Source organism: Amycolatopsis orientalis DSM 43388, assembly GCF_000411975.1.
In the GTDB taxonomy this organism is placed as follows: domain Bacteria; phylum Actinomycetota; class Actinomycetes; order Mycobacteriales; family Pseudonocardiaceae; genus Amycolatopsis; species Amycolatopsis orientalis_D.
The window spans coordinates 35385-54583 of the sequence record NZ_ASXG01000023.1 but is presented as its reverse complement, the minus strand read 5'-3'; the positions used below and the strand labels follow the sequence as shown (position 1 = coordinate 54583).

Here is a 19199-nt window from a genome sequence, read left to right as displayed (position 1 = left end):
CAGACTACGACCAGTGATCAGCCAGCCCATCCAACCGGTCCCCACACACAAGCCGGAATCTAATTCCCTCAAGGAGCCCTTCACGGACCTCTATGCGGCATTGGGGGCGCGAGCGTCAGCCGATCGTCGAGGCGTCGATCACGAAGCGGTACCGCACGTCGCTGTTCTCGACCCGCGCGTACGCCTCGTTCACCTGGTCCGCGCTGATCTTCTCGATCTCCGCGCCGACGCCGTGCTCGGCGCAGAAGTCCAGCATCTCCTGCGTCTCCGCGATGCCGCCGATCATCGAACCGGCCAGCACGCGGTTGCCGCCGAGCAGGGAGAAGACGTTGTACTCCAACGGTTCCCCCGGTGCGCCGACGTTCACCATCGCGCCGCCGACGCGCAGCAGGCTGAGGTAGGCGTCGACCGGCAGCTTCGCCGAAACGGTGTTGAGGATGACGTCGAACCGGCCGGCGAGCGTCTCGAAGGTCGACTCGTCGCTGGTCGCGTAGTAGTCCTTCGCGCCAAGCCGAAGGCCGTCTTCCTGCTTCTTGAGGCTCTGGCTGAGCACGGTGACTTCCGCGCCCATCGCGACGGCCAGCTTGACCGCCATGTGCCCGAGCCCGCCAAGGCCGACGACGGCGACCTTCTTGCCTGGCCCCGCGCCCCACCGGCGCAGCGGCGAGTACGTGGTGATGCCCGCGCACAGCAGCGGCGCGGCGACGTCCAGCTCGATGCCTTCCGGAATCCGGCAGACGAACGCGTCCTTCACGACGATCTGGCGGCTGTATCCGCCGTAGGTGTTCTCGCCGTCGAAGCCGACCCCGTTGTAGGTCTGCACGTTCCCCTTGACGCAGAACTGCTCGGTCCCGGCGCGGCAGTACTCGCATTCGCCGCAGGAATCGACCATGCAGCCGACCCCGACCCGGTCGCCGACCTGGTACTTCGTCACGTCCGAACCGACCGCGGCGACCACGCCGGCGATCTCGTGGCCGGGCACCATCGGGAAGATCGCGGTGCCCCAGTCCTGGTTGACCTGGTGCAGGTCGCTGTGGCAGATGCCGGCGTACGCGATCTCGATCAGCACGTCGTCCGGCCGCAGGTCGCGGCGCTCGATCGTCGTCGGCGCGAGCGGTCCGCCCGCCGCCGCCGCGGCGATGGCGGAGGTGGTCGTGGTCATGAATCCCTCCTGGGTGTCCCGTCCGGTCGGGACAAGTCGATGTAAGAACCCTCTTACATCGACTAGCGTGGGCGTCGGCTTATTCCGGAGCGCGAGCACGATCGGGTGTGACCTACGACATGGCGGCGCAGTACCACCACCGCAATCTGCGCGCCGAACTCGTGCGCGTCTCACTCGACCTGATCGCGGAAAACGGGATCAGCGGGTTCTCGGTCGCCGAAGCCGCGCGACGGGCGAAGGTCTCCTCTGCCGCGCCGTACCGGCATTTTCCGGACCGCGCGGCATTGCTGGCCGCAGCCGTCACGGTCGCGGCGCGCCAGCTGCACGAACTCGCCGAGGAAGCGGCCGCCAGCGAAACGGACGATGGCGCCGCATTGGCCGCCGTCACCGCCGCACACACGAAGTTCCTGATCGACACCCGGATCGGCCTGCACGTGTTTTTCGCCGCCGAACTGGCTGACGTGCACTACGCCGAACTGCACGAGACCCGCCGCGAACTGATCGACGCGTCCCTGCTGCGCTGCCTCGCGATCACGCCGGATCCGGCCATCGCCTTGGAACTGATGGAGCAGCTCCACACCCAGGCCTACGGTTACGGCGATTTCTACCTCAACGGCGTCTCCCAATGGCTCGGCTACCCGCCGGAGCAGGTCGTCGCCAAATCGCGGCGGGCGGCGCGGATCGTGATCGAGGCTTATCGCGCGGGGAGTCCGGCGATCAGCCCGGCGGAGTGGTGACGTAGCGGGCGGCGAGCCAGGAACCGAAGGCGTGCAGGCGATCGGTGAGCGCGGACGGTTCGAGGACGTCGAAATCCACGTCCAGGTAAGCCAGCCAGCGGGCGGCCCAGTCGAGATCGTCGGTGCCGAAGCGGAGTTCGCATTCGTCGCCGTCTGCGACCACGGTGGCCACGCTCGGATCAACGAGTTCCCGGACCAACTCAGCGGCAGTGTGCACCTGGACCCGCACGCGATACCGCCACCTCGCGTCGGTGCGCAGATCGGCCACAGTGGACGGTGGTTCCGGCGCGGGGAGCGTACTTCCCAGCGGCTGCACCGCCTCGATCCGGTCCACCGCAAAGGTTTTCCATTCACTTGCCCCGCGCGGGCACGCGACGAGGTACCACTGCCGCTGCCTCGCGAGGAGCCGATAAGGCTGCACCTCAACGGGTTTCGCCACCGGAGCGTCCAACGCTCGATGCCGGATCCGGACGGCTTCGCCAGCCCGGCAAGCCAACGCGAGCGGCACCAGAATGTCCCGTGCCGCTTTCCGGAATGGTTTGCCGGGCAACGCTTCCACGTTCGCGAGCGCGGCGAGTCGCCGCTGCCAGCGCGCCGGCACCACCTGAGTCAGCTTGGCCAGCGCGGTCACCGTGGCGGTTTCCAGCCCGTCGACCGCCACCGCCGTCCGCAGGCCGAGCGAGACCGCGGCAACCTCGTCGGCGTCCAGCAACAGCGGCGGCATCGCGGTGCCGTGCGCGAGCCGGTAGCCGCCGACCCGGCCCGGTTCGCCGTCGATGCGGTAGCCGAGTTCGCGCAGCTGAGCGATGTCGCGCCGGGTGGTGCGCTCGGTGACGCCGAGCCGGGCCGCGAGGTCGGTGGCGGAGATGCCGGGGCGCGCTTGGAGCAGGGCCAACGTCTCCAGGCGGCGGCTCGTCGTGGTCATGGTCCCGATTCTCGCGCAAAACTAGGACAGTATCCGACCGGGTATCCGGTCATACTTGCTTCATGACTCAGCTGCTCCGTCCCGAAGGACTCGTGCGGTCCCCCGCGTTCACCCACGTCGCGGTCGTCCCGCCGGGCGCGACGACGGTCTACGTCGGCGGCCAGAACGCGGTCGACGCGCACGGCGAGCTCGTCGGCGGATCCGACGTCGCCGCGCAGGTCGAGCGGGTGATGGCCAACCTGAAAACCGCACTGGCCGCCGGGGGCGCGACCTTCCAGGACGTGGTGCGGCTGACCATCCTGCTGGTCGCGGACGTCGATCTGGCCCAGGCTTATCCGGCCGCCGCCGCGGCTCTGGCGGGCGCGACGCCCCCGGTGACCGTCCAGCGCGTGGCCGGGCTCGCCGTGCCGGGCGCGCTCGTCGAGGTCAGCGCGATCGCGGCGGTGGTCCGATGAGCGTCGGGCAGACCAAGGACGCCGGCTGGCAGATCGGTGTCTCGAAGACGGTCGGCCGCTCCGCCGAGGAGGTCTGGGAGTTCCTCACCTCCGAGGCAGGGGTGGCGATCTGGCTCGGCGAGGGCGTGACCGTCCATCCCGAACCCGGCACCGAATACGAGACCGCCGACGGAATCCGCGGCGAGACGCGCAGTTTCCGCGAACTGGACCGGATCCGGCTCACCTGGCAGCCGGCCGGCTGGACGCACGAGACGACGCTGCAACTGGCCGTCCGCGCCAGCGGCCCGGACAAGGCGATGCTGCGCATCCACCAGGAACGGCTCGCCAACGCCGCCGAACGGGAGCAGCAGCGCCGCCATTGGCAGGGAGTTCTGGCCGAACTGATCACCGCGCTTGCCTAGCCCGCGGCCGGCGGAGGACCCTGGTACGCAAGCGGTTCACCGGCCAGGAGGCGCGATGCTGTGCGTGTTCGACGTCAACGAGACGCTGCTCGACCTGACCGTGCTAGACCCGCTGTTCACCAAGCTCACCGGCGACCCGGAAGCGCGCCAGGAATGGTTCGCCCTCGCGATCCACACCGTGCTCACGGTGACCGCGACCGGCCAGTACCGCGATTTCGCGCAGATCGCCGGGGAAGCCGCGGCCGCCGTGTGCGCGCGGCACGGGCACGAGTTGACTGACGTCGAACTGGTGCAGGTCGGCGACGGCCTGCGGTCCCTGCCCGCGCACGCCGACGTCGTCCCCGGCCTGGACCGCTTGCGCCAGGCCGGGCACCGGGTAGCGGCCCTCACGAACTCGCCGCTCGCGACCGCCGAAGCACAGCTGCAAAACGCTGGCCTGGCAACGAAATTCGACCGGATCTTCTCCGCGCAGCAGGTCAGCAGGCTCAAGCCCGCACCGGAGCCGTACCGGCAGGTGCTGCGAGCTTTCGGCGTCGAACCCGGTCAGGCGGTGCTGGTCGCCGCGCACGGCTGGGACATCGCCGGTGCGCAAGCCGCGGGACTCCGGACCGCGCTGCTCGCGCGTCCCGGTGTCCATCCGCTGCCCGGGCTGCCCGCCGCGACCTACACCGCGGCGACGCTGCCCAAGCTGGCTGACGCGATCGTCAGGAGCTGAGGCGCACCAGCATCTTTCCGGTGTTGGCCCCGCTGAGCAGGCCGAGGAAGGCGTCCGGCGCGTTGCGGATACCGTCCACAAAGGTCTCCGAGTACTTGATTTCGCCGGAGGCGACGAGCGGCGCTACCTCGGCGACGAACTCCTGCATCAGGTGCCAGTGGTCCAGCACGAGCAGGCCGCGCATGGTGATCCGCTTCGCGATGAGCTGCACCAGGTTGCGCGGCGCCGGGGTCGGCTCGGTGGCGTTGTACTGCGAGATCATGCCGCAGATGGCGATCCGGCCGTGCAGGTTCATCGACGCGATCGCGGCTTCCAGGTGTTCGCCGCCGACGTTGTCGAAGTAGACGTCGATGCCTTCCGGCGCGGCCGCGGCGAGCTGCTCGGCGACCGGTCCGTCCTTGTAGTTGAAGGCGGCGTCGAAGCCGAGGTCTTCGGTGAGGTGGCGGACCTTCTCCGCCGAACCCGCGCTGCCGATCACGCGCTTGGCGCCCTTGAGTCGCGCCAGCTGCCCCACGAGCGAGCCGACCGCACCGGCCGCGCCGGAGACGAACACCGTGTCGCCGGGCTTGAATTCCGCGCTCACCAGCAGGCCGGCGTACGCGGTCAGGCCCGGCATGCCGAGCACTCCGAGGTAGGTCGAAAGCGGCGCGACGGAATCGTCCACTTTGACCGCTCGCTTGGCGTCGAGCACCGCGTGCGTGCGCCAGCCCGCCTGGTGCAGTACGTGGTCGCCGACCGCGAAGTCGTCCACAGTGGACTCGATGACCTCGCCGACGGCACCGCCCTGCATGGCCTCGCCGACCACGAACGGCGGCGAGTAGGACTTCACGTCGTTCATCCGGCCGCGCATCGCCGGGTCGACGCTCATCACCAGGTTGCGCACCAGGATCTGCCCGGGACCCGGCTTCGGCACCTCGGTCTCGACGATGTCGAAATTGTCCATGGTCGGGACGCCGTGCGGGCGGGCCGCGAGCCGGATCTCGGTCGCCTTGGCGGGCGTTTCGGGTGCGTTCACCGTCGAACTCCGTTTCGTTCAAGCTGGATTGAAGCGGGGCGCGCGCCCCGTCTACCCGGCCAACGGAGAAACCGGGGCGCGCATTCCGATTGTCCCCGGGGCTGTGGCCAGCGCTACACGATCTCCGCGAGCTTGCCGAGCACGCCGTCGTAGATCTTCTTCAGCCCGGCCGGCGCGAAGGTCTTCTCGAAGAAGCCGCCGATGCCGCCCGCGCCGTCCCAGCTGGTCTGGATGCGGACCAGCGAACGCTCCCCGGAGGCGGTGACGGTCCAGGTGGTGACCATGCTGGAGTTCGCGTCGGTCTCGACGAAGGTGCCCGGCGACGGCTCGGTCACCGTGGCCGCGACGTCGCGCACGCGCTTGGACGTGGCCTGCAGCTTCCAGCTGGCCTTCGTGCCGGCGCCGACGCCGCCCTCGCTGACCTGGTAGTCGCGGTAGTGCTCGGTGAGCAGCTTCGGCCGCGTCTCGGCGTAGTCCGCGACCAGCTCACGCACCCGTTCCACCGGCGCGTCGATCGTGCGCTCCGCGGTGGCCGTGACCTTGCCCATGTCGTTTCCCCTGCTCTAGTCGGTTTCCGCCGCAGCCACCTTCGCATACCCGCGGAAACCCCGGGAGTGGCGGTAGGCACCCGCCACTCCCGAGAGCGTCAGGAGAGGCCCTGCTGCTTCAGCCAGTCCTTCGCGACGTCGGCCGCGGGCTCGCCGTCCGCGTCGACCCGCTTGTTCAGCTCGCGCATGCCGTCCGTGGTGAGCTTCGCGCTGACCGCGTTGACCACGTTCGCGAAGTCCGCGCCGCGTTCGTCGAGCACCTTCTTGTTCACCGCGGGCACCACGTTCTCGGTGGGCACGATGGCGAGGTCGTCCTTGAGCGCGACGTACTGCGGGTCGCCGACCAGCGGGCTGACCGAGTCGACCGGGATCACCGTGACCGCGCCGGAGTTGAGCTGCTGCACGCGCGGCCCGGCTTCCTGCACGGTCTGGAAGGTGATGTTCGTGAGCTTGTAGACGTCCTTGAAGCCCTTGAAGCACGGCAGCCGCTTCTCGCACTCCGGCGCACCGGCCATGACGACCTTGTCGAGCTTCTTCAGGTCGCTGATCGACGCGAGGCCCCTCGACTTCGCGAGGTCGGCCTTCACGATGTAGGTGTTCTTGTCCTCGGCGGCCGCGTAGTTCAGCAGCCCGACGCCCTCCGGCGCGAAGAGCTTCTCCAGCTGTTCGTGCTCGGATTTGGCGTCCTTGGTGGCTTCCTTGCCGAAGCCGGTCGTGATCGCCGCGCCCTGGTACTCCGGCAGGAACTGCAGTTCGCCGGATTTGAGCGACGGGTAGACCAGCTCCCGCGAGCCGAGGTTCAGCTTCCGGGTGACCGGATAGCCCTTGGCCTCCAGCGCGCCCGCGTAGATCTCGGCCAGGATCTGGCTGTCGGTGAAGTTGAACGAGGCGACGACGATCGGAGCGCCGCCCTTGCTCGGCGCGGCCGGCTGGTCGCTTCCCCCACCGCACGCGGTCAAGCCGAGCGCGGCCGTCGCCAGCAGCGCGGCCACTCGGATGTTCCGGGTCCAGCGCACGTGTCCCCACACTCCTCAGTTCACTCGTTAGTGGGAATGGACCCTAACCGCGACCCCCGACAGAAACCACTGGTTAGGAATCCTCACCACGGAATCCCAAGGGCCGGAATATTGTCGCTCGATCGGGGTAAGGTCGCGCCGTGCACGCGTCCGTGACCCCGCTGCTGGCCGACAGCAGCCGTCCCCTCTTCGAATGGCGGTGGGTCGAGCGCAACGCCGACGCGATTCTGCAGCGCCTCGGCGAGCACATCGCCCTCACCGCGACCGCGCTCGGCGTCGGCCTCGTGCTCTCGCTCGCGCTGGCCACGCTGTGCCTGCGCTACCGCTGGTTCTATCCGTTCGTGATCGGCGCGGCGGGCGCGCTCTACGTGATCCCGAGCCTGGGCGCGTTCGCGCTGCTGGTGCCGTTGCTCGGGTTCTCCTTCGCCACGTCGGTGATCCCGCTGGCGACGTACACGCTGCTGATCCTGATCCGCAACATCGTGACCGGCGTGCAGCAGGTGCCGACCGAGGTGCGCGAAGCGGCGATCGGCATGGGCTTCACGCCGCGGCGGCTGTTGTGGCAGGTGGAGCTGCCGCTCGCGCTGCCGGTGGTGATCGCCGGGTTGCGGGTGGCCGCGGTGACGACGATCGGCCTGGTCACCGTCACGTCGCTGCTCGGAAAGGGCGGGCTCGGGTACTTCATCCGGGCCGGCATCCAGACGACGATTCCGAACCCGAGCCCGATCATCGTCGGCGTCGTGCTGTCGATCGCGCTCGCCGTGCTGGTCGATCTGCTGCTGTGGCTGAGCGAACGCGCGCTGGCCCCGTGGGCGCGGAGGGCCGTGCGATGAGCTTCTTCGAGCAGCTGAGCCGCTGGCTGGCCGACCCGAACCGCTGGAGCTGGACCGATCCGGCCGGGATTCCGTTCCGGACCGTGCAGCATCTCTGGTTTTCCGCGCTGGCGCTGGCGCTCTCGATCGTCCTGACCGTCCCGCTCGCGCTGTTTCTCGGGCACTACCGGCGCGGCCAGTTCCTGGCCAGCAGCGCGGTCAATATCGGCCGCGCGATCCCGAGCTTCGGGCTGATCATCCTGTTCTGGTTCCTGGCCAGCCGCTGGGGCGCGAACACGGACTTCTGGCCGCTGCTGCTCGCGCTCGTCGCGCTGGCGCTGCCGCCGCTGTTCACCAACACCTACGCCGGCGTGGTGCAGGTGGAACAGGACGTCGTCGACGCGGCGCGCGGCACCGGATATCGCGAATGGCAGATCATGCTGCGGGTGGAACTGCCGCTGGCGTCGCCGGTGATCGTGGCCGCCGCGCGGGTGGCGTTCCTGCAGCTGATCGCGACTGTCGCGATCGGAGCGATCGTCAACGACGGCGGCGGTCTCGGCCGCTACATCGTGGACGGTTTCGCCCTCGGCGAGCAGGGGCACGGCGAGATCTTCGGCGGCGGGCTGGCGGTGGTGATCTTGGCGTTGGCGTGCGAGGGAGTGTTCGCGCTGCTGACCAAGCTGGCTACGCCTCGCGGGCTGGCGCTCCAGCAGGCCCGTCGGGACTCGTGAGACAGGCTTCAGCCAGCTGGTCGATCTCCGGCCCCAAGGACCGGTCGACCACCACCGGCTCGATCCTCGCCGCGAGCCAGTCGTAAGTGTCGGCAAGCTTCGGTGCGCTTGGGGTTTCGCGGAGATACCGTGCCTGCCGTCCGGCGATCAGCTCGCACGCGGTGATGGCGAAGAAGTGCCCGATGGCGGTCTCGAGTTCGGCTCCGGCCTGGCTGGCAAACGCTTGCACGTCCTCCTGACCAGCGGAAGTGTCGAGCGAGCCGAGCGTCGCCGGGGCGGCCAGCCGACGCATCGCGTGCAACTCGCCGGCCGCGCGCTTGTGCAGCGGCGTGAGCCCGGCCTGCGGTCCCGGATCCACCGCGAGCTGCGACGGCAGACCGCTGAACTGCGGGTCGAGGAGACGATGGAGGCGCTGGACCGACACCTCCGCCGCATGGACGAGCGCGGCTTTGCTGGCGTCCATCCGAAGCCCGAGCGCCACGGCGTGGTAGCCGGTCGTCGGGACGAACTCGCCGTTGACGAAGGCCGGTGAATCCGCCGGAGTTTCCCAGGACTCCCGCAGGGTTTGCCGCAGCTCCTCAACGGTCCGGCCGACGTATTCGAGCACCTTCGGCCCGACTCGCACCGAGATCGGCGCCTGCACCACTCCGTTTCTCGGGACGGCCCCTTCGATCAGTTTCTCGATGCGGGTGCCGCGGTAAATCGCTTGCGGCGCACCAAGAACGTCCACGGTGATCGCCGCGCAGACCGTCTGCCACTCAAGCAGCCGACGCAGCCTCTTGCCGCAGACCCACGCGTACGCCTCGGCCAGCGGCGAGCCTTGGATCAGGCTCGCCCCTTCCTTCGGCCCCAGCACGAAGGGTTTGACTCCGCGCCGGCGTAGCGCTTCCGCCGCCGGGATCTCGGCACCGTTCTCGAGGACCGTGCCGAGCCCGACGAACGTCTGGAACGCGTGCGCGAGCGGGACGATCTCGCCCGCGCTGCCGAGGCTGTCTCGCGGGACGGCGGGGAGAAACCGGTCGTTGAGCCGGTCCACGAGGAAGACGACCAGCTCCGGGCTGACCGCCGCGTCGCCGCGGAGAAACCCGCGCAATCGCATGCGCAACAACGCCCGGGTCACCTCCGGCGACAACCACGGCCTCCCGCCGACCGCCCGGCCGACCAGCAGATTGCGCTGATGGCCGGCCTGCTGCTCAGCGGTGAGCCGGGTCCCGGCGAGCCGCCCCATCCCGGTGTTGACGCCGTAGACGGGCCGGTCTCCGTTCAGCGCGGCCAGCATCGCCTCGCGTTGGCGCTGGAGCCGTTCGAGAACGGCCGGTTCGAGCTCGATCGGTGCTTCGTCGTTCAGCCCGGAGAGAAGCTTTTGGGCTGCTTCGGCAACGGCCCGACGGCTTGCGGCTGGTGTTCCGTCGCCTTCCCGCGCCGCTGCCGCCCCGGCCCGCTGCGGTTCGGCCGGTTCGCGCCCCGCTGCCGTCCCCGACCGCCGCGGTTCCGCCGATTCCCGCCCCGCCGCCATCCCGACCCGCTGCGGTTCAGCCGGTTCGCGCCCCGCTGCCGTCCCCGACCCCCGCGGTTCCGCCGATTCCCGCCCCGCCGCCATCCCGACCCGCTGCGGTTCGGCGATTTCCTGCCCCGCCGCCGTCCCGGACCGCCGTGGTTCGGCGGGTTCGCGCCCCGCCGCAGTCCCCGACCGCCGCGGTTCGACCGGTTCGGGCGCCGCCGCCGTCCCCGACCGCCATGGTTCGGCCGTCTCCCGCCCTGCCGCCGTCTCCGGCCGCCGCGGTCCGGCCGATTCCCGCCCCGCCGCCGTCCCGGACCGCCGCGGTTCCGCCTGTTCGCGCCCCGCCGCCGCTGATTCGTCCACTATGGACAGTTCAGCGCGCGAGTCCGTCGATGACCTCGGCGTTCGGCAGCCCCGCGAGCGCCGCGCCGGAGATCAGGAGCTTGCTGCCGCGAATCCCGCTGCCGATCACCAGCTCCGGTGCGTCCGCGACGGCCTGGTCGATGAGGATCGGCCAGTCCGCGGGCAGCCCGACGGGCGTGATGCCGCCGTACTCCATGCCGGTGAGGGAAACAGCCTCGTCCATCGGCGCGAAAGACGCCTTGCGCACGTCGAGCCGGCGCTTGATCACCCCGTTGACGTCGGCGCGGGTGGTCGCGAGCACGAGCGCCGCGGCGAACCGGACTTCCCCGGCTCGCTTGCCGGCGACGACGACGCAGTTCGCGGACGCGGCCAACGGCGATCCGTACGCCTCGCAGAACGCCGCGGTGTCGGCGAGTTCGGGATCGATCTCGGTGACGCCGACCTCGTCCGGCGCGGGCATCGCGGCGAGCGCCTTGGCGACGGGTTCGGCAAGCAGGTCAGTGCGGGTCGGAGCGGGAACGACAGTCAGGCTCCCGGCGATAGTCCAGGTGGTCACCGCCCCGAATGTAATCCGCCCGGCCCGGCGCTCACCAGTTGCGGTGGCCTCGCTGCACCTCGATGAGCCTCGGCCGCACGTCGACGATGTACACGAGCGCCGCCGCCATCGCGGGCACCCAGAAGATGAACCCGGGCCCCTGGATCTGGAACAGCACCAGCGCGAGCGTGGCCCCGCCGGTGATCAGCATCCAGATCGGCTTGGTCTTGCGATCGGCCGCCGAGTACGCGTCAGCTCGCTGCAGCAGCGCGTGAACGAAGGCGAAGAGCCCGACCAAGGCGCTGCCCCAGTGGATGACCCAGAGGATCCAGTCGGCAACCAGCACGACGTCCAGCTTACGGCAAACCGCCCACGCCGCCCGCTCCCCCGAACCCCGGCACCACGACGCGACCGCTGGTCAGGGTGGGGTTGGCCGGGTTCGACCGTGGTTACGGTGGCGACCAGAGGCGGGGGTGACAACGGTCACTCCAGCGGGTGGCTTCGGCTGCGGCTGATGCCCTGCGGAGGTCTCGGTGACAGGCCCGGCCGTGGTCCTGGCTCGGCTTAGGTCGGGCCCAGTCGATACTCGCGAACCTGGGTCCGGCCTAGTGGGGGCTCCCGCGAGGCTAGGTCGAGCCCACCAACGCCCCGTCCGAACTAGGTCGGACCCAACAATGCCCCGTCCGAACTAGGCCGGACCCACCGACGCCCCTCCGGGCTAGGTCGAACCCAACAGCGCCCGGTCCGAACTAGGCCAGGCCCAGCGACACTCGACGAAGCTAGGCCGAGCCCAGCGAAGCTTCGCCAATTTGGATCCGGCCCAAACGCTCATCCGAGCCAGGCCGAGCCCAGGCGCACCCCACCCCAAGCTCCCTAGAACCCCAACGATGCCGCCCGCCAAGTTGGGTCCGGCCCAACAGCGCCCACCCGAGTTAGGCCGAACCCAGCCACGCCGCCCAAAACTATGCCGGACCCAGCCACGCCGCCGCAAAGTGAGGCCCGCCCCAACAAACGCCCGCCCAAGCTAGGTCGAACCCAAGAACCCTCGCTCACCTTGGGCCGAACCCAACGAACACCCGCCAAGCCAAGCCCAGCCCACCATCCGCCGCCGCCCATACCCCCGGCCGTATCGAGCACTCCCGGGCCCCCCGACCCGCCGCCACAACTCCCGAGCCGAAACGTCCCCCAACACAGCACACGGCGACCGGGCCAATCCTCAGCCCGGCCGCCGTGCGACCCCTCGATCTTCAATTCTCGCCCGCAGCGATCCCGGCGCGAACCGGGCCGCCGCAACGGTTCACGCGGCGAAACCGCCCGGAACCGCAGTCAGTGCTTCGCGGTCACTTCTCCGTCTTCGGCGCGGCCGGCTTCTTCGCGTTCGCCGTCGTGCTGGTCGTCGTGCGGCGGGCCGGGGCGGTGGTCTTCGGCGCGGTGCGGTTCGCGGCCTTGCGGGCCACGGACCGGGTCTCGTGCGCGACGTTCTCGCCGATTTCCTCGACGGCGTCCGCGGTCTCGCCGGCCACCTCGGTCACCTTGCGGGCCGCCTTCTCACCGGCCGAGCGGGTGCGCTTGGTGACCTTCGCCAGCACGCCGTCGACGCGCTCGCGGGTCTCCTCGGTCAGGCCGTCGACGCGCTCCTGCGCGGCGGTCAGCGCGTCTTCCAGCTGCTCCAGGGCCTTCTTGACCTGCGGCTGCGCGGCGATCTTGTCCCAGGCCTGCTCACCGGACTCGGCCAGCTTGTTGTACAGCTTCAGCGCGGCCTCGGTGTACTCGTCGATGGCCTTGCGCAGTTCGGCCGGGTCGAGCTTCTCGCGGAGGCTCTCGACGTCGGTCGGCAGCTCCTCGAGACCCTTGCGCGCCGCCTCGGTGTTCTTGGTGACGTTGGCGCGGGCCTTGGCGACCGCGTCGGTCACGGCCTGGCTGGCCAGGTTGCCCGCGCCGAGCGCGGCGAGCAGCGGGGTGCGGACCTGGTCGAGCGCGGTGTTGACGACCTTGCGGACATCCTCGGTCTTGGGCGTGGTCATGCCGACTCCTCAGTGGTCTCTTGGGTGGTGGTCTTCGGTGCGGTGTTCGCGGCGGTGTTTTCGCGCCGGAAGGACTCGTAGACGTCGAGCAGGACCTGCTTCTGCCGTTCGGTCAGCTCGGCGTCGGCGCGGATCGCGTCGCCGACCGGGCCGCCGGTCGGCAGGTCGAGAATCCCGGCCTGCACGTACAACGCTTCGGCCGAGATCCGCAGCCCCTTGGCGATCTGCTGCAGGATCTCCGCGCTGGGTTTGCGGACCCCGCGCTCGATCTGGCTCAGGTACGGATTGGACACTCCGGCGAGTTTCGACAGCTGGCGCAGCGAAATCTTCGCGGAACTGCGCTGCTGGCGGATGTACTCGCCGATGTCGGAGGCGATGTCCGCGACCTTGTCCATGGGGCGCTGTGCTCCGCCGGGTTCTGTCATCCGGTCACCTCCTCGCGACCTACTCGACAGTACGCCCGAGTGCTAGCTATTGCAAGCACCCTGCTTGCAACCATCGGGTGTGCTTCCGCTCACCCCGTTACCCTGGGCTTATGCGGGCACAACGGTTGCGTCGACGCCTGGTCCGGCAACTCGTCGAGGAGGACGTGCTGCACGACGAGGCGTGGACGGAGGCCTTCGCCACCGTCCCGCGGCACGCGTTCCTGCCGCGGTTCTTCGTGCCCGCCGGCACCCGTTGGGCGGCGGTCGACCGCAGCGATCCGGAGTGGCTGGACCGCGTCTATTCGCGCGACGTCCTGGTCACCCAGCTCGACGACGACCCGGATCTCTGGGACCGCGCCCGCGCCGACGGACCGGTTGCCGGCGTGCCGACCAGTTCGTCCAGCATGCCCGCGATCATGGCGATCATGCTGGAGGAGCTCCTGGTCCGCGACGGCGATCGCGTGCTGGAGATCGGCACCGGAACCGGCTACAACGCGGCGTTGCTGTGCCACCGTTGCGGTTCCGGCCAAGTGTCCACAGTGGATATCGACCCGGCCATCGCGGCCGCCGCACAGGAACGCCTGACCTCCTGCGGCTACGCCCCCGAGTGCGCCACCGGCGACGGCGCACTCGGCTTTCCGGCCGGCGTGCTCTTCGACCGGATCCTGTGCACCGCGTCGGTATCCCGGATTCCCCTTGCCTGGCTTGAGCAAACCCTCCCCGGCGGCCACATCGTGACCACCCTGAACCGGCCGCTCGGCGGCGGGCTCGTCCGCCTCACCGTCGGGGAAGGCACGACGGCCGAAGGCCGGATCCTGGCCCGCGACGGCCGCTTCATGCCCCTGCGCGCCCACCGCTTGCCGCCGCCCGCGGAATTGCCTCCCGCAGACGAGAATCAATGGCGGCCGACCGAGCTGTCGATGACGGATGTCCTTAAACCAAACCGACATTTCGAGTTCTTCGCGTCGCTCGAATTGCCTGGGGTACGGCCGGTGCACGTCGGCGTGGACGGTGCCTTCGCGTTGTCCCATCCGGACGGTTCCTGGGCCCGCACCCGCCGCACGGAGTCCGGTTTCGAGGTAGTGCAAGGAGGTCCGCGCGCCTTGTGGGAGCTGGCCGAGGACGCGCACCGCCGCTGGGAAGCGCTCGGCCGCCCTGGCCGATCGCGCTTCGGTCTCACGGTGAACAGCGAGGAGCAAACCTTCTGGCTGGACGATCCACAGTCCGAGAACCGCTGGCCGTACGGCTGACACCGGCCGCTCAGACGGTCCCTGGGTCCGACCCAATTTTGGCCCGGACCCACTTCTCCACCGCGGTCACGACGTCGTCGAGCCGGGCCTCGGTCGTATCGATGGACTCGACCTGCCCGCGTATCCACAGGTTGAACTCGAGCATCTCCTCGATCCTCGGCTCGTCCCACTCCCGCCATTCCGGCCGGGCCCGCAACCGGCACCGGAGGGTCTCGTTGTCCGCGACCAGAGCCAGATAGTGCACGTCGGAGAAGAAAACGCGCTCTGGCAACGGTTCCAACTCCTGCGGCGCGACCGTCCCGCACAGCACGACCGGCCGTCCGTTCTGGTGCAGCATCGCCGCCATCCGCAGCCACGCCCCGCGAAAAGCCGGATTTCCCGGGACGTCGTCGCGCAACGCACCGGTCCACAGCACGTCCTGCTCGAGCACGACGGCCTCGCCCGCCAACCGCTGCGCCAGCTTCGGCCCGACCGTCGACTTGCCGCCCGCGCTCGGCCCGGTCAATGCGAACAACGGCAGCCGCCGGAACGGCCAACAGTGTCCGCATTCCGCGCAGCGCAAGAGGGCCCCGTCGGCCTGTGGACAACTCGCGCGGTCGCCACAGACCGGACAGATCCTGAGGTCGAGCGCGACGGGAACTGTGGACAACTCAGTCGAAGAGGTTCTCGAGGAAGCTGCGCTTGCGCCGCCCGCCGTAGGGCCGCGGTGAATCCCTGTAGCCGCCGCGATACGGCCGCGGCGAGTCCGCGTGCCCGCCTCGGTACGGGCGTGGTGAGTCCGCGTGCCCGCCCCGGTACGGACGCGGCGAATCCGAGTACCCGCCTGGATATGGGCGGGGCGAATCGGGACGGCCGTACGGCGGTGGCTGCTGCCGGTAGAAGGCGCTCTCCGCACCGGCGATCTGCTCCAGCTCGCCGCGGTCGAGGAAGATCCCGCGGCAGCCGTCGCACTGCTCGATGTGAACGCCGTTCTTGTCGACCGTGCGCATCATGTTCTGACACTTCGGACAAATCACGCATTCGACCCTACGCGGATTCGCCGCGCCGTGTCAGCAGGCGCAGAGGCAGAACGGATGGCCGACTGGGTCGGCGTACACGCGGAAGGTCTCCGGGGAATCGTCTAGCAGCTTCGCGCCCAGACCGAGAATGCGCTGGTGAGCGGCCTCGAGGTCGGGGACGTCGAGGTCGAGGTGCGCCTGCTGCGGCTTGTCCGGCGACGGCCATTCGGGCGCGCGGTAATCGGGCACCCGCTGGAATTCCAGCCGGACCCCGCCGCGCGGGTCGACGAGCGTGGCCCAGTGGTTGTCCGGAGCGATCTTGGGTTCGTCCCACTCCAGCAGGGAGCGGTAGAAGCCGGCGAGGGCCCCGGGGTCCGGACAGTCGAACGCAACGCCGCCGAACGTCGGAATCACACTCATGCTCCGCCCATCCTTTCCTCGTCGCGTAACCGGTGAAATGAGTATGTCGGTTAGGAAGCCAGGTCGCAATGGATATCGGCCGTACACTGGGCGGGTGCACACCGACGCTTCCCTGGTGGTCGCCTTTCTCAACACCGTGGACATCGAACGGGGCGACGACCTGCTGGACGATCCGGAGCTCTGGCGGCAGTGGGCCGCGGACCACGACGTGTCACCGAACGATCCCGCCGAAGCCCGCGCCGTACGGGACAGCCTGCGCGCCGCGGTCGGCGATCCGCGGCTGCCCGCGACCACGCTGGACGTCCCGCTCCGCTTCGCCCTCACCGAAACCGGCCCGACCCTGCTCGCCCCGGACGCCGTCACCGCGACCCTGGCCGCCACCACCCGCCTGGCCATCCGGGGCGACTGGGTCCGCCTGAAGATCTGCCCCGCTGACGACTGCCTGTGGGCCTTCTTCGACGAATCCCGCAACCGCTCACGCACGTGGTGCTCGATGCGCGTCTGCGGAAACCGCGAAAAAGCCCGCTCCTGGCGCGCCCGCACGGCGGCTGTGCATAACTGAGCCCCTGTGGACAACTTGCCCACACACACCACATGTGCACGTGCAGATGCCCCGGATCCCCACAAGTTGTGGACAGCGATTAGGCCATCACCGTGAATTCCTGTGGATAACCCCGGGGATAACTCAGCTTCCTGTGGACAACTGGTTTGAACGGGTCGCGGCTGTGGTATAGGACGCGGCGCATCCGACCGACCACCCGCCGCATCCGGACAGGCCCAGGGCGGACCCGTGGTCGGCGCCGCAGCTCAAGCGGCTGACGCCTGTGCGTTCGGGCCGCGATCTTGTGGTGTCAGGCAAGGGCGGGGAAGGCGGTGCGGGCGAGGGCGGGGAAGCTGCCCTCGATGACGAATCCCGCTCAACCACAACGAAATCCGCGTCGGCAGCCAGCTTGCGTGGGGCAGCCAAGTCGAACCCGCCGGCCGGGCCCGGTGCGGCCAACCCGCAAGCCAACCGCTGGCCGCCAGCCAACCGCCATCCGTTCAGGCGTTGGCCGTTAGCCGACCGCCGACGGCCCACCCGCTAAGCGGTGGGCCAACCGCCGACTGCTGGACCACCGCCGAGTGCCAACCTCCACCCGCCAACCATTGACTGCTAGCCGACCGTCGACAGCCCACCCACTAACCGATGGCCAACCGCCGATGGCCCACGCACTAACCGGTGGTCAACCACCGACTCCCAGCTCCTGGCCACTGGCTGCCTACCAACCATCACCTGCCCGGCGTTGACCGCCAGCCGAGCGCCGACGGTCCACCCGCTAACCGATGGGCACCCACCGACTCCCCACTGCTGGGCCGCCGCCGACTGCCAACCACCACCCGCCAGGCGCTGACCATCAGGCGACCGCCGACGGCCCACCCGCCAACCGGTGACCAACCACCGACTGCCGACTGCTGCGCCACCGCCAACTGCCGAGGCCCCGGCTCGCCAACCCCACCCGCCAGGCGCCAACTGCCAAGGCCCCCGCTCGCCAACCCCACCCGCCAGGCGCTGACCGTCAGCCGAGCGCCGACAGCCCACCCGCTAACCAGCGGCCAAGCACCGACTGCCACCCGCTGGCAACCGGCAGGTACAACTCGCGAGCCGCGGGCCGACTGCTGGCCACTCGTCGGCCGCTGGCCACGAGCAACCAAGTCCCCGCCACGCCATTCACGCCAGCCACCGCCTCGCGAAGATCTGCGTTGCACTCCCTCGACACCGGGCGAACTCGCAAGTAGCCGCAGGAGCACCGAAGCAGCTGGCCCGGACCGGCGCAGCCCAGCCGCCCCGCAGACCCAGCCACCCCGGCTGCCGATCAACCTCAGAACAACAACTGCGCCACCGCGTAAATCACCAGCCCGGCCAGCGCACCCACCACGGTGCCGTTGATCCGGATGAACTGCAGGTCCCTTCCGACCTGCAGTTCGATCTTCCGCGAAGTCTCCTCGGCGTCCCAGCGCTCCACCGTGTCCGTGATGATCGTCGTGATCTCGCGGGAGTAGTGGGTCACCAGGTAGACCGCCGCGCCCTCGACCCAGCCGTTCACCTTCGAGGTCAGCGACGGGTCGTCCACCAGGCGTTTGCCCAGCGATTCGAGGCCGGCGCGGACTCGCTGGCGCAGTTCGCTCGACGGGTCCTCCGCGGCGTTCAGCAGCATCTCCTTGGCCGTCGCCCACGCGTTGCCGATGAGTTTCTGCACTTCGCCGTGGTTCACGATCTGGCTCTTGACCTGCTCGGCCCGTTCCATGGTCTTCGGGTCGGTCTGCAGGTCCTGCGCGAACTCGGCGAGGAACTTGTCCAGTGCGAGCCGCATCGGGTGGTTGACGTCGGTTTTCACCGCCCAGGCGAACGTCAGGACCTCGCCGTACACCTTGTCCGCCAGCATTTCGTCGACGAACTTCGGCGACCAGCTCGGCGCGCGGTCCGAGACCACGCGCAGCATTGTCTGATGGTTGTCCCGGACCCATTCGTAGGCGCGGTCGCACATCAAGTCCACCAGCTTGTGGTGCGCGCCGTCCTCGAAGACGCCGGCCAGGATCTTGCCGAGCGGCGGGCCCCACGGCTTGTCGATCACCCGTTTGACCACGGCCTGCTCCATGATCGCCTGCACGTCCTCGTCGCGGAGCACCGTCACCGCGCCGCGCACGACTGTCGCCAGTTCCGACGTCACGCGTTCCGCGTTGTCGCGTTGCGAGAGCCAGCCGCCGAGCCTGCTGGCGACCTCGACGCGGCGGAGCTTGTCGCGGATGACGTCCGGGGACAGGAAGTTCGAGCCGACGAACTCGCCGAGGCTGTTGCCGAGCTGGTCCTTCTTGTTCGGGATGATCGCGGTGTGCGGGATCCGCAGGCCGAGCGGATGCCGGAACAGCGCGGTCACCGCGAACCAGTCCGCGAGCGCGCCGACCATGCCCGCCTCCGCCGCGGCGCGCACGTAGCCGACCCAGCCCGGCCATCCCGCCGACTCCGCCCAGCTCGTCAGCAGGAACACGATCGTCGCGCCGAGCAGGAAGGACAGCGCGACCAGCTTCATCTTGCGCAGGGCACGCCGCTTCGCCTCTTCGCCGGCGGGTCCGCCGGGCGGGTCCGCGGGCGTGACCTTGGCAGGGGTGAGTTGCTCCACCCCGCCAT

The 19199-nt window shown here is 69.5% G+C and carries 22 protein-coding genes; 8 read left to right on the top strand and 14 right to left on the bottom strand.

Annotation, left to right across the window (positions count from 1 at the left end):
- Positions 1-115: 115 nt before the first annotated feature.
- Entirely contained in the window at positions 116-1162 is a 1047-nt protein-coding gene (locus tag L942_RS04040) for an NAD(P)-dependent alcohol dehydrogenase (protein WP_037355020.1), read from the bottom strand.
- 107 nt (positions 1163-1269) lie between these two features.
- Between L942_RS04040 and L942_RS04035 the strand changes: the two genes are divergently transcribed.
- A complete protein-coding gene (locus L942_RS04035; protein WP_037355017.1) occupies positions 1270-1899 on the top strand; it encodes a TetR/AcrR family transcriptional regulator in 630 nt (209 codons plus the stop codon).
- On the opposite strand, the gene L942_RS04030 is transcribed toward L942_RS04035, so the two are convergent.
- Positions 1880-2824, bottom strand: coding sequence for a helix-turn-helix transcriptional regulator (locus L942_RS04030; RefSeq protein ID WP_037355015.1), 945 nt, complete (start codon positions 2822-2824; stop codon positions 1880-1882). The genes L942_RS04035 and L942_RS04030 overlap by 20 nt on opposite strands.
- A gap of 62 nt (positions 2825-2886) precedes the next feature.
- Here L942_RS04030 and L942_RS04025 point away from each other — a divergent pair, with 62 nt between their 5' ends.
- Genes L942_RS04025 through L942_RS04015 form a run of 3 tightly spaced genes read left to right on the top strand, consistent with a single transcriptional unit; the run spans position 2887 to position 4395 of the window.
- A complete protein-coding gene (locus L942_RS04025) occupies positions 2887-3279 on the top strand; it encodes a RidA family protein (RefSeq protein ID WP_037355013.1) in 393 nt (130 codons plus the stop codon).
- The gene (locus tag L942_RS04020) at positions 3276-3680 is read left to right on the top strand and encodes an SRPBCC domain-containing protein (RefSeq protein ID WP_037355010.1); all 405 of its coding nucleotides are present in this window, start codon (positions 3276-3278) and stop codon (positions 3678-3680) included. The genes L942_RS04025 and L942_RS04020 overlap by 4 nt, the downstream gene beginning before the upstream one ends.
- A 55-nt stretch (positions 3681-3735) precedes the next feature.
- Positions 3736-4395 (top strand): haloacid dehalogenase type II, encoded by a 660-nt coding sequence (locus L942_RS04015; protein ID WP_037355008.1) that lies wholly within the window; start codon positions 3736-3738, stop codon positions 4393-4395.
- On the opposite strand, the gene L942_RS04010 is transcribed toward L942_RS04015, so the two are convergent.
- The 3 genes from L942_RS04010 to L942_RS04000 form a co-directional block, all read right to left on the bottom strand.
- On the bottom strand, positions 4385-5410 hold the full coding sequence (locus L942_RS04010; protein WP_037355007.1) for an NADP-dependent oxidoreductase: 1026 nt from the start codon (positions 5408-5410) through the stop codon (positions 4385-4387). The genes L942_RS04015 and L942_RS04010 overlap by 11 nt on opposite strands.
- 113 nt (positions 5411-5523) lie before the next feature.
- Positions 5524-5958 (bottom strand): SRPBCC family protein, encoded by a 435-nt coding sequence (locus tag L942_RS04005; protein ID WP_009071899.1) that lies wholly within the window; start codon positions 5956-5958, stop codon positions 5524-5526.
- Between the two features lie 98 nt (positions 5959-6056).
- Positions 6057-6974, bottom strand: coding sequence for an ABC transporter substrate-binding protein (locus tag L942_RS04000; protein ID WP_037355005.1), 918 nt, complete (start codon positions 6972-6974; stop codon positions 6057-6059).
- 140 nt (positions 6975-7114) lie between these two features.
- Here L942_RS04000 and L942_RS03995 point away from each other — a divergent pair, with 140 nt between their 5' ends.
- Positions 7115-7807, top strand: coding sequence for an ABC transporter permease (locus L942_RS03995; RefSeq protein WP_037355004.1), 693 nt, complete (start codon positions 7115-7117; stop codon positions 7805-7807).
- Positions 7804-8517: an ABC transporter permease gene (locus L942_RS03990; RefSeq protein WP_037355059.1), complete on the top strand. Its 714-nt coding sequence runs from the start codon at positions 7804-7806 to the stop codon at positions 8515-8517. The genes L942_RS03995 and L942_RS03990 overlap by 4 nt, the downstream gene beginning before the upstream one ends.
- Here the strand turns inward: L942_RS03990 and L942_RS03985 are convergent.
- The 5 genes from L942_RS03985 to L942_RS03965 form a co-directional block, all read right to left on the bottom strand.
- The gene (locus L942_RS03985) at positions 8471-9865 is read right to left on the bottom strand and encodes an aromatic amino acid lyase (RefSeq protein ID WP_037355056.1); all 1395 of its coding nucleotides are present in this window, start codon (positions 9863-9865) and stop codon (positions 8471-8473) included. The genes L942_RS03990 and L942_RS03985 overlap by 47 nt on opposite strands.
- A 526-nt stretch (positions 9866-10391) precedes the next feature.
- Positions 10392-10937 carry a YbaK/EbsC family protein gene (locus L942_RS03980; protein WP_037355002.1) on the bottom strand — a complete coding sequence of 182 codons (546 nt, stop codon included), beginning with the start codon at positions 10935-10937 and terminating at the stop codon, positions 10392-10394.
- 31 nt (positions 10938-10968) lie between these two features.
- Positions 10969-11262: a DUF2516 family protein gene (locus L942_RS03975; RefSeq protein WP_037355000.1), complete on the bottom strand. Its 294-nt coding sequence runs from the start codon at positions 11260-11262 to the stop codon at positions 10969-10971.
- A gap of 994 nt (positions 11263-12256) precedes the next feature.
- Positions 12257-12940, bottom strand: coding sequence for a hypothetical protein (locus tag L942_RS03970; RefSeq protein WP_037354997.1), 684 nt, complete (start codon positions 12938-12940; stop codon positions 12257-12259).
- Entirely contained in the window at positions 12937-13335 is a 399-nt protein-coding gene (locus L942_RS03965) for a helix-turn-helix domain-containing protein (protein ID WP_037354994.1), read from the bottom strand. The genes L942_RS03970 and L942_RS03965 overlap by 4 nt, the downstream gene beginning before the upstream one ends.
- A 140-nt stretch (positions 13336-13475) precedes the next feature.
- On the opposite strand from L942_RS03965, the gene tgmC reads away from it, so the two are divergent.
- A complete protein-coding gene (gene tgmC / locus L942_RS03960) occupies positions 13476-14615 on the top strand; it encodes an ATP-grasp peptide maturase system methyltransferase (RefSeq protein ID WP_037354993.1) in 1140 nt (379 codons plus the stop codon).
- Positions 14616-14625: 10 nt separating this feature from the next.
- On the opposite strand, the gene L942_RS03955 is transcribed toward tgmC, so the two are convergent.
- Genes L942_RS03955 through L942_RS03945 form a run of 3 tightly spaced genes read right to left on the bottom strand, consistent with a single transcriptional unit; the run spans position 14626 to position 16033 of the window.
- Positions 14626-15264, bottom strand: coding sequence for an AAA family ATPase (locus L942_RS03955; RefSeq protein ID WP_037354990.1), 639 nt, complete (start codon positions 15262-15264; stop codon positions 14626-14628).
- A 1-nt stretch (position 15265) separates the two neighbouring features.
- Positions 15266-15631 (bottom strand): zf-TFIIB domain-containing protein, encoded by a 366-nt coding sequence (locus L942_RS03950; protein WP_081654930.1) that lies wholly within the window; start codon positions 15629-15631, stop codon positions 15266-15268.
- A gap of 33 nt (positions 15632-15664) precedes the next feature.
- Positions 15665-16033, bottom strand: coding sequence for a VOC family protein (locus L942_RS03945; protein WP_037354988.1), 369 nt, complete (start codon positions 16031-16033; stop codon positions 15665-15667).
- A 94-nt stretch (positions 16034-16127) separates the two neighbouring features.
- Between L942_RS03945 and L942_RS03940 the strand changes: the two genes are divergently transcribed.
- Positions 16128-16595 (top strand): CGNR zinc finger domain-containing protein, encoded by a 468-nt coding sequence (locus L942_RS03940; protein ID WP_037354986.1) that lies wholly within the window; start codon positions 16128-16130, stop codon positions 16593-16595.
- 1297 nt (positions 16596-17892) lie between these two features.
- Here L942_RS03940 and L942_RS03935 read toward each other — a convergent pair.
- On the bottom strand, positions 17893-19191 hold the full coding sequence (locus tag L942_RS03935; RefSeq protein WP_037354984.1) for a DUF445 domain-containing protein: 1299 nt from the start codon (positions 19189-19191) through the stop codon (positions 17893-17895).
- Between the last annotated feature and the right edge of the window lie 8 nt (positions 19192-19199).

Coding starts and splice junctions, on each gene's coding strand:
- L942_RS04040 (WP_037355020.1), bottom strand. CDS start 1,162: ATGACCACGACCACCTCCGCCATCGCCGCGGCGGCGGCGGGCGGACCG.
- L942_RS04030 (WP_037355015.1), bottom strand. CDS start 2,824: ATGACCACGACGAGCCGCCGCCTGGAGACGTTGGCCCTGCTCCAAGCG.
- L942_RS04025 (WP_037355013.1), top strand. CDS start 2,887: ATGACTCAGCTGCTCCGTCCCGAAGGACTCGTGCGGTCCCCCGCGTTC.
- L942_RS04020 (WP_037355010.1), top strand. CDS start 3,276: ATGAGCGTCGGGCAGACCAAGGACGCCGGCTGGCAGATCGGTGTCTCG.
- L942_RS04015 (WP_037355008.1), top strand. CDS start 3,736: ATGCTGTGCGTGTTCGACGTCAACGAGACGCTGCTCGACCTGACCGTG.
- L942_RS04005 (WP_009071899.1), bottom strand. CDS start 5,958: ATGGGCAAGGTCACGGCCACCGCGGAGCGCACGATCGACGCGCCGGTG.
- L942_RS03990 (WP_037355059.1), top strand. CDS start 7,804: ATGAGCTTCTTCGAGCAGCTGAGCCGCTGGCTGGCCGACCCGAACCGC.
- L942_RS03970 (WP_037354997.1), bottom strand. CDS start 12,940: ATGACCACGCCCAAGACCGAGGATGTCCGCAAGGTCGTCAACACCGCG.
- L942_RS03965 (WP_037354994.1), bottom strand. CDS start 13,335: ATGGACAAGGTCGCGGACATCGCCTCCGACATCGGCGAGTACATCCGC.
- tgmC (WP_037354993.1), top strand. CDS start 13,476: ATGCGGGCACAACGGTTGCGTCGACGCCTGGTCCGGCAACTCGTCGAG.
- L942_RS03945 (WP_037354988.1), bottom strand. CDS start 16,033: ATGAGTGTGATTCCGACGTTCGGCGGCGTTGCGTTCGACTGTCCGGAC.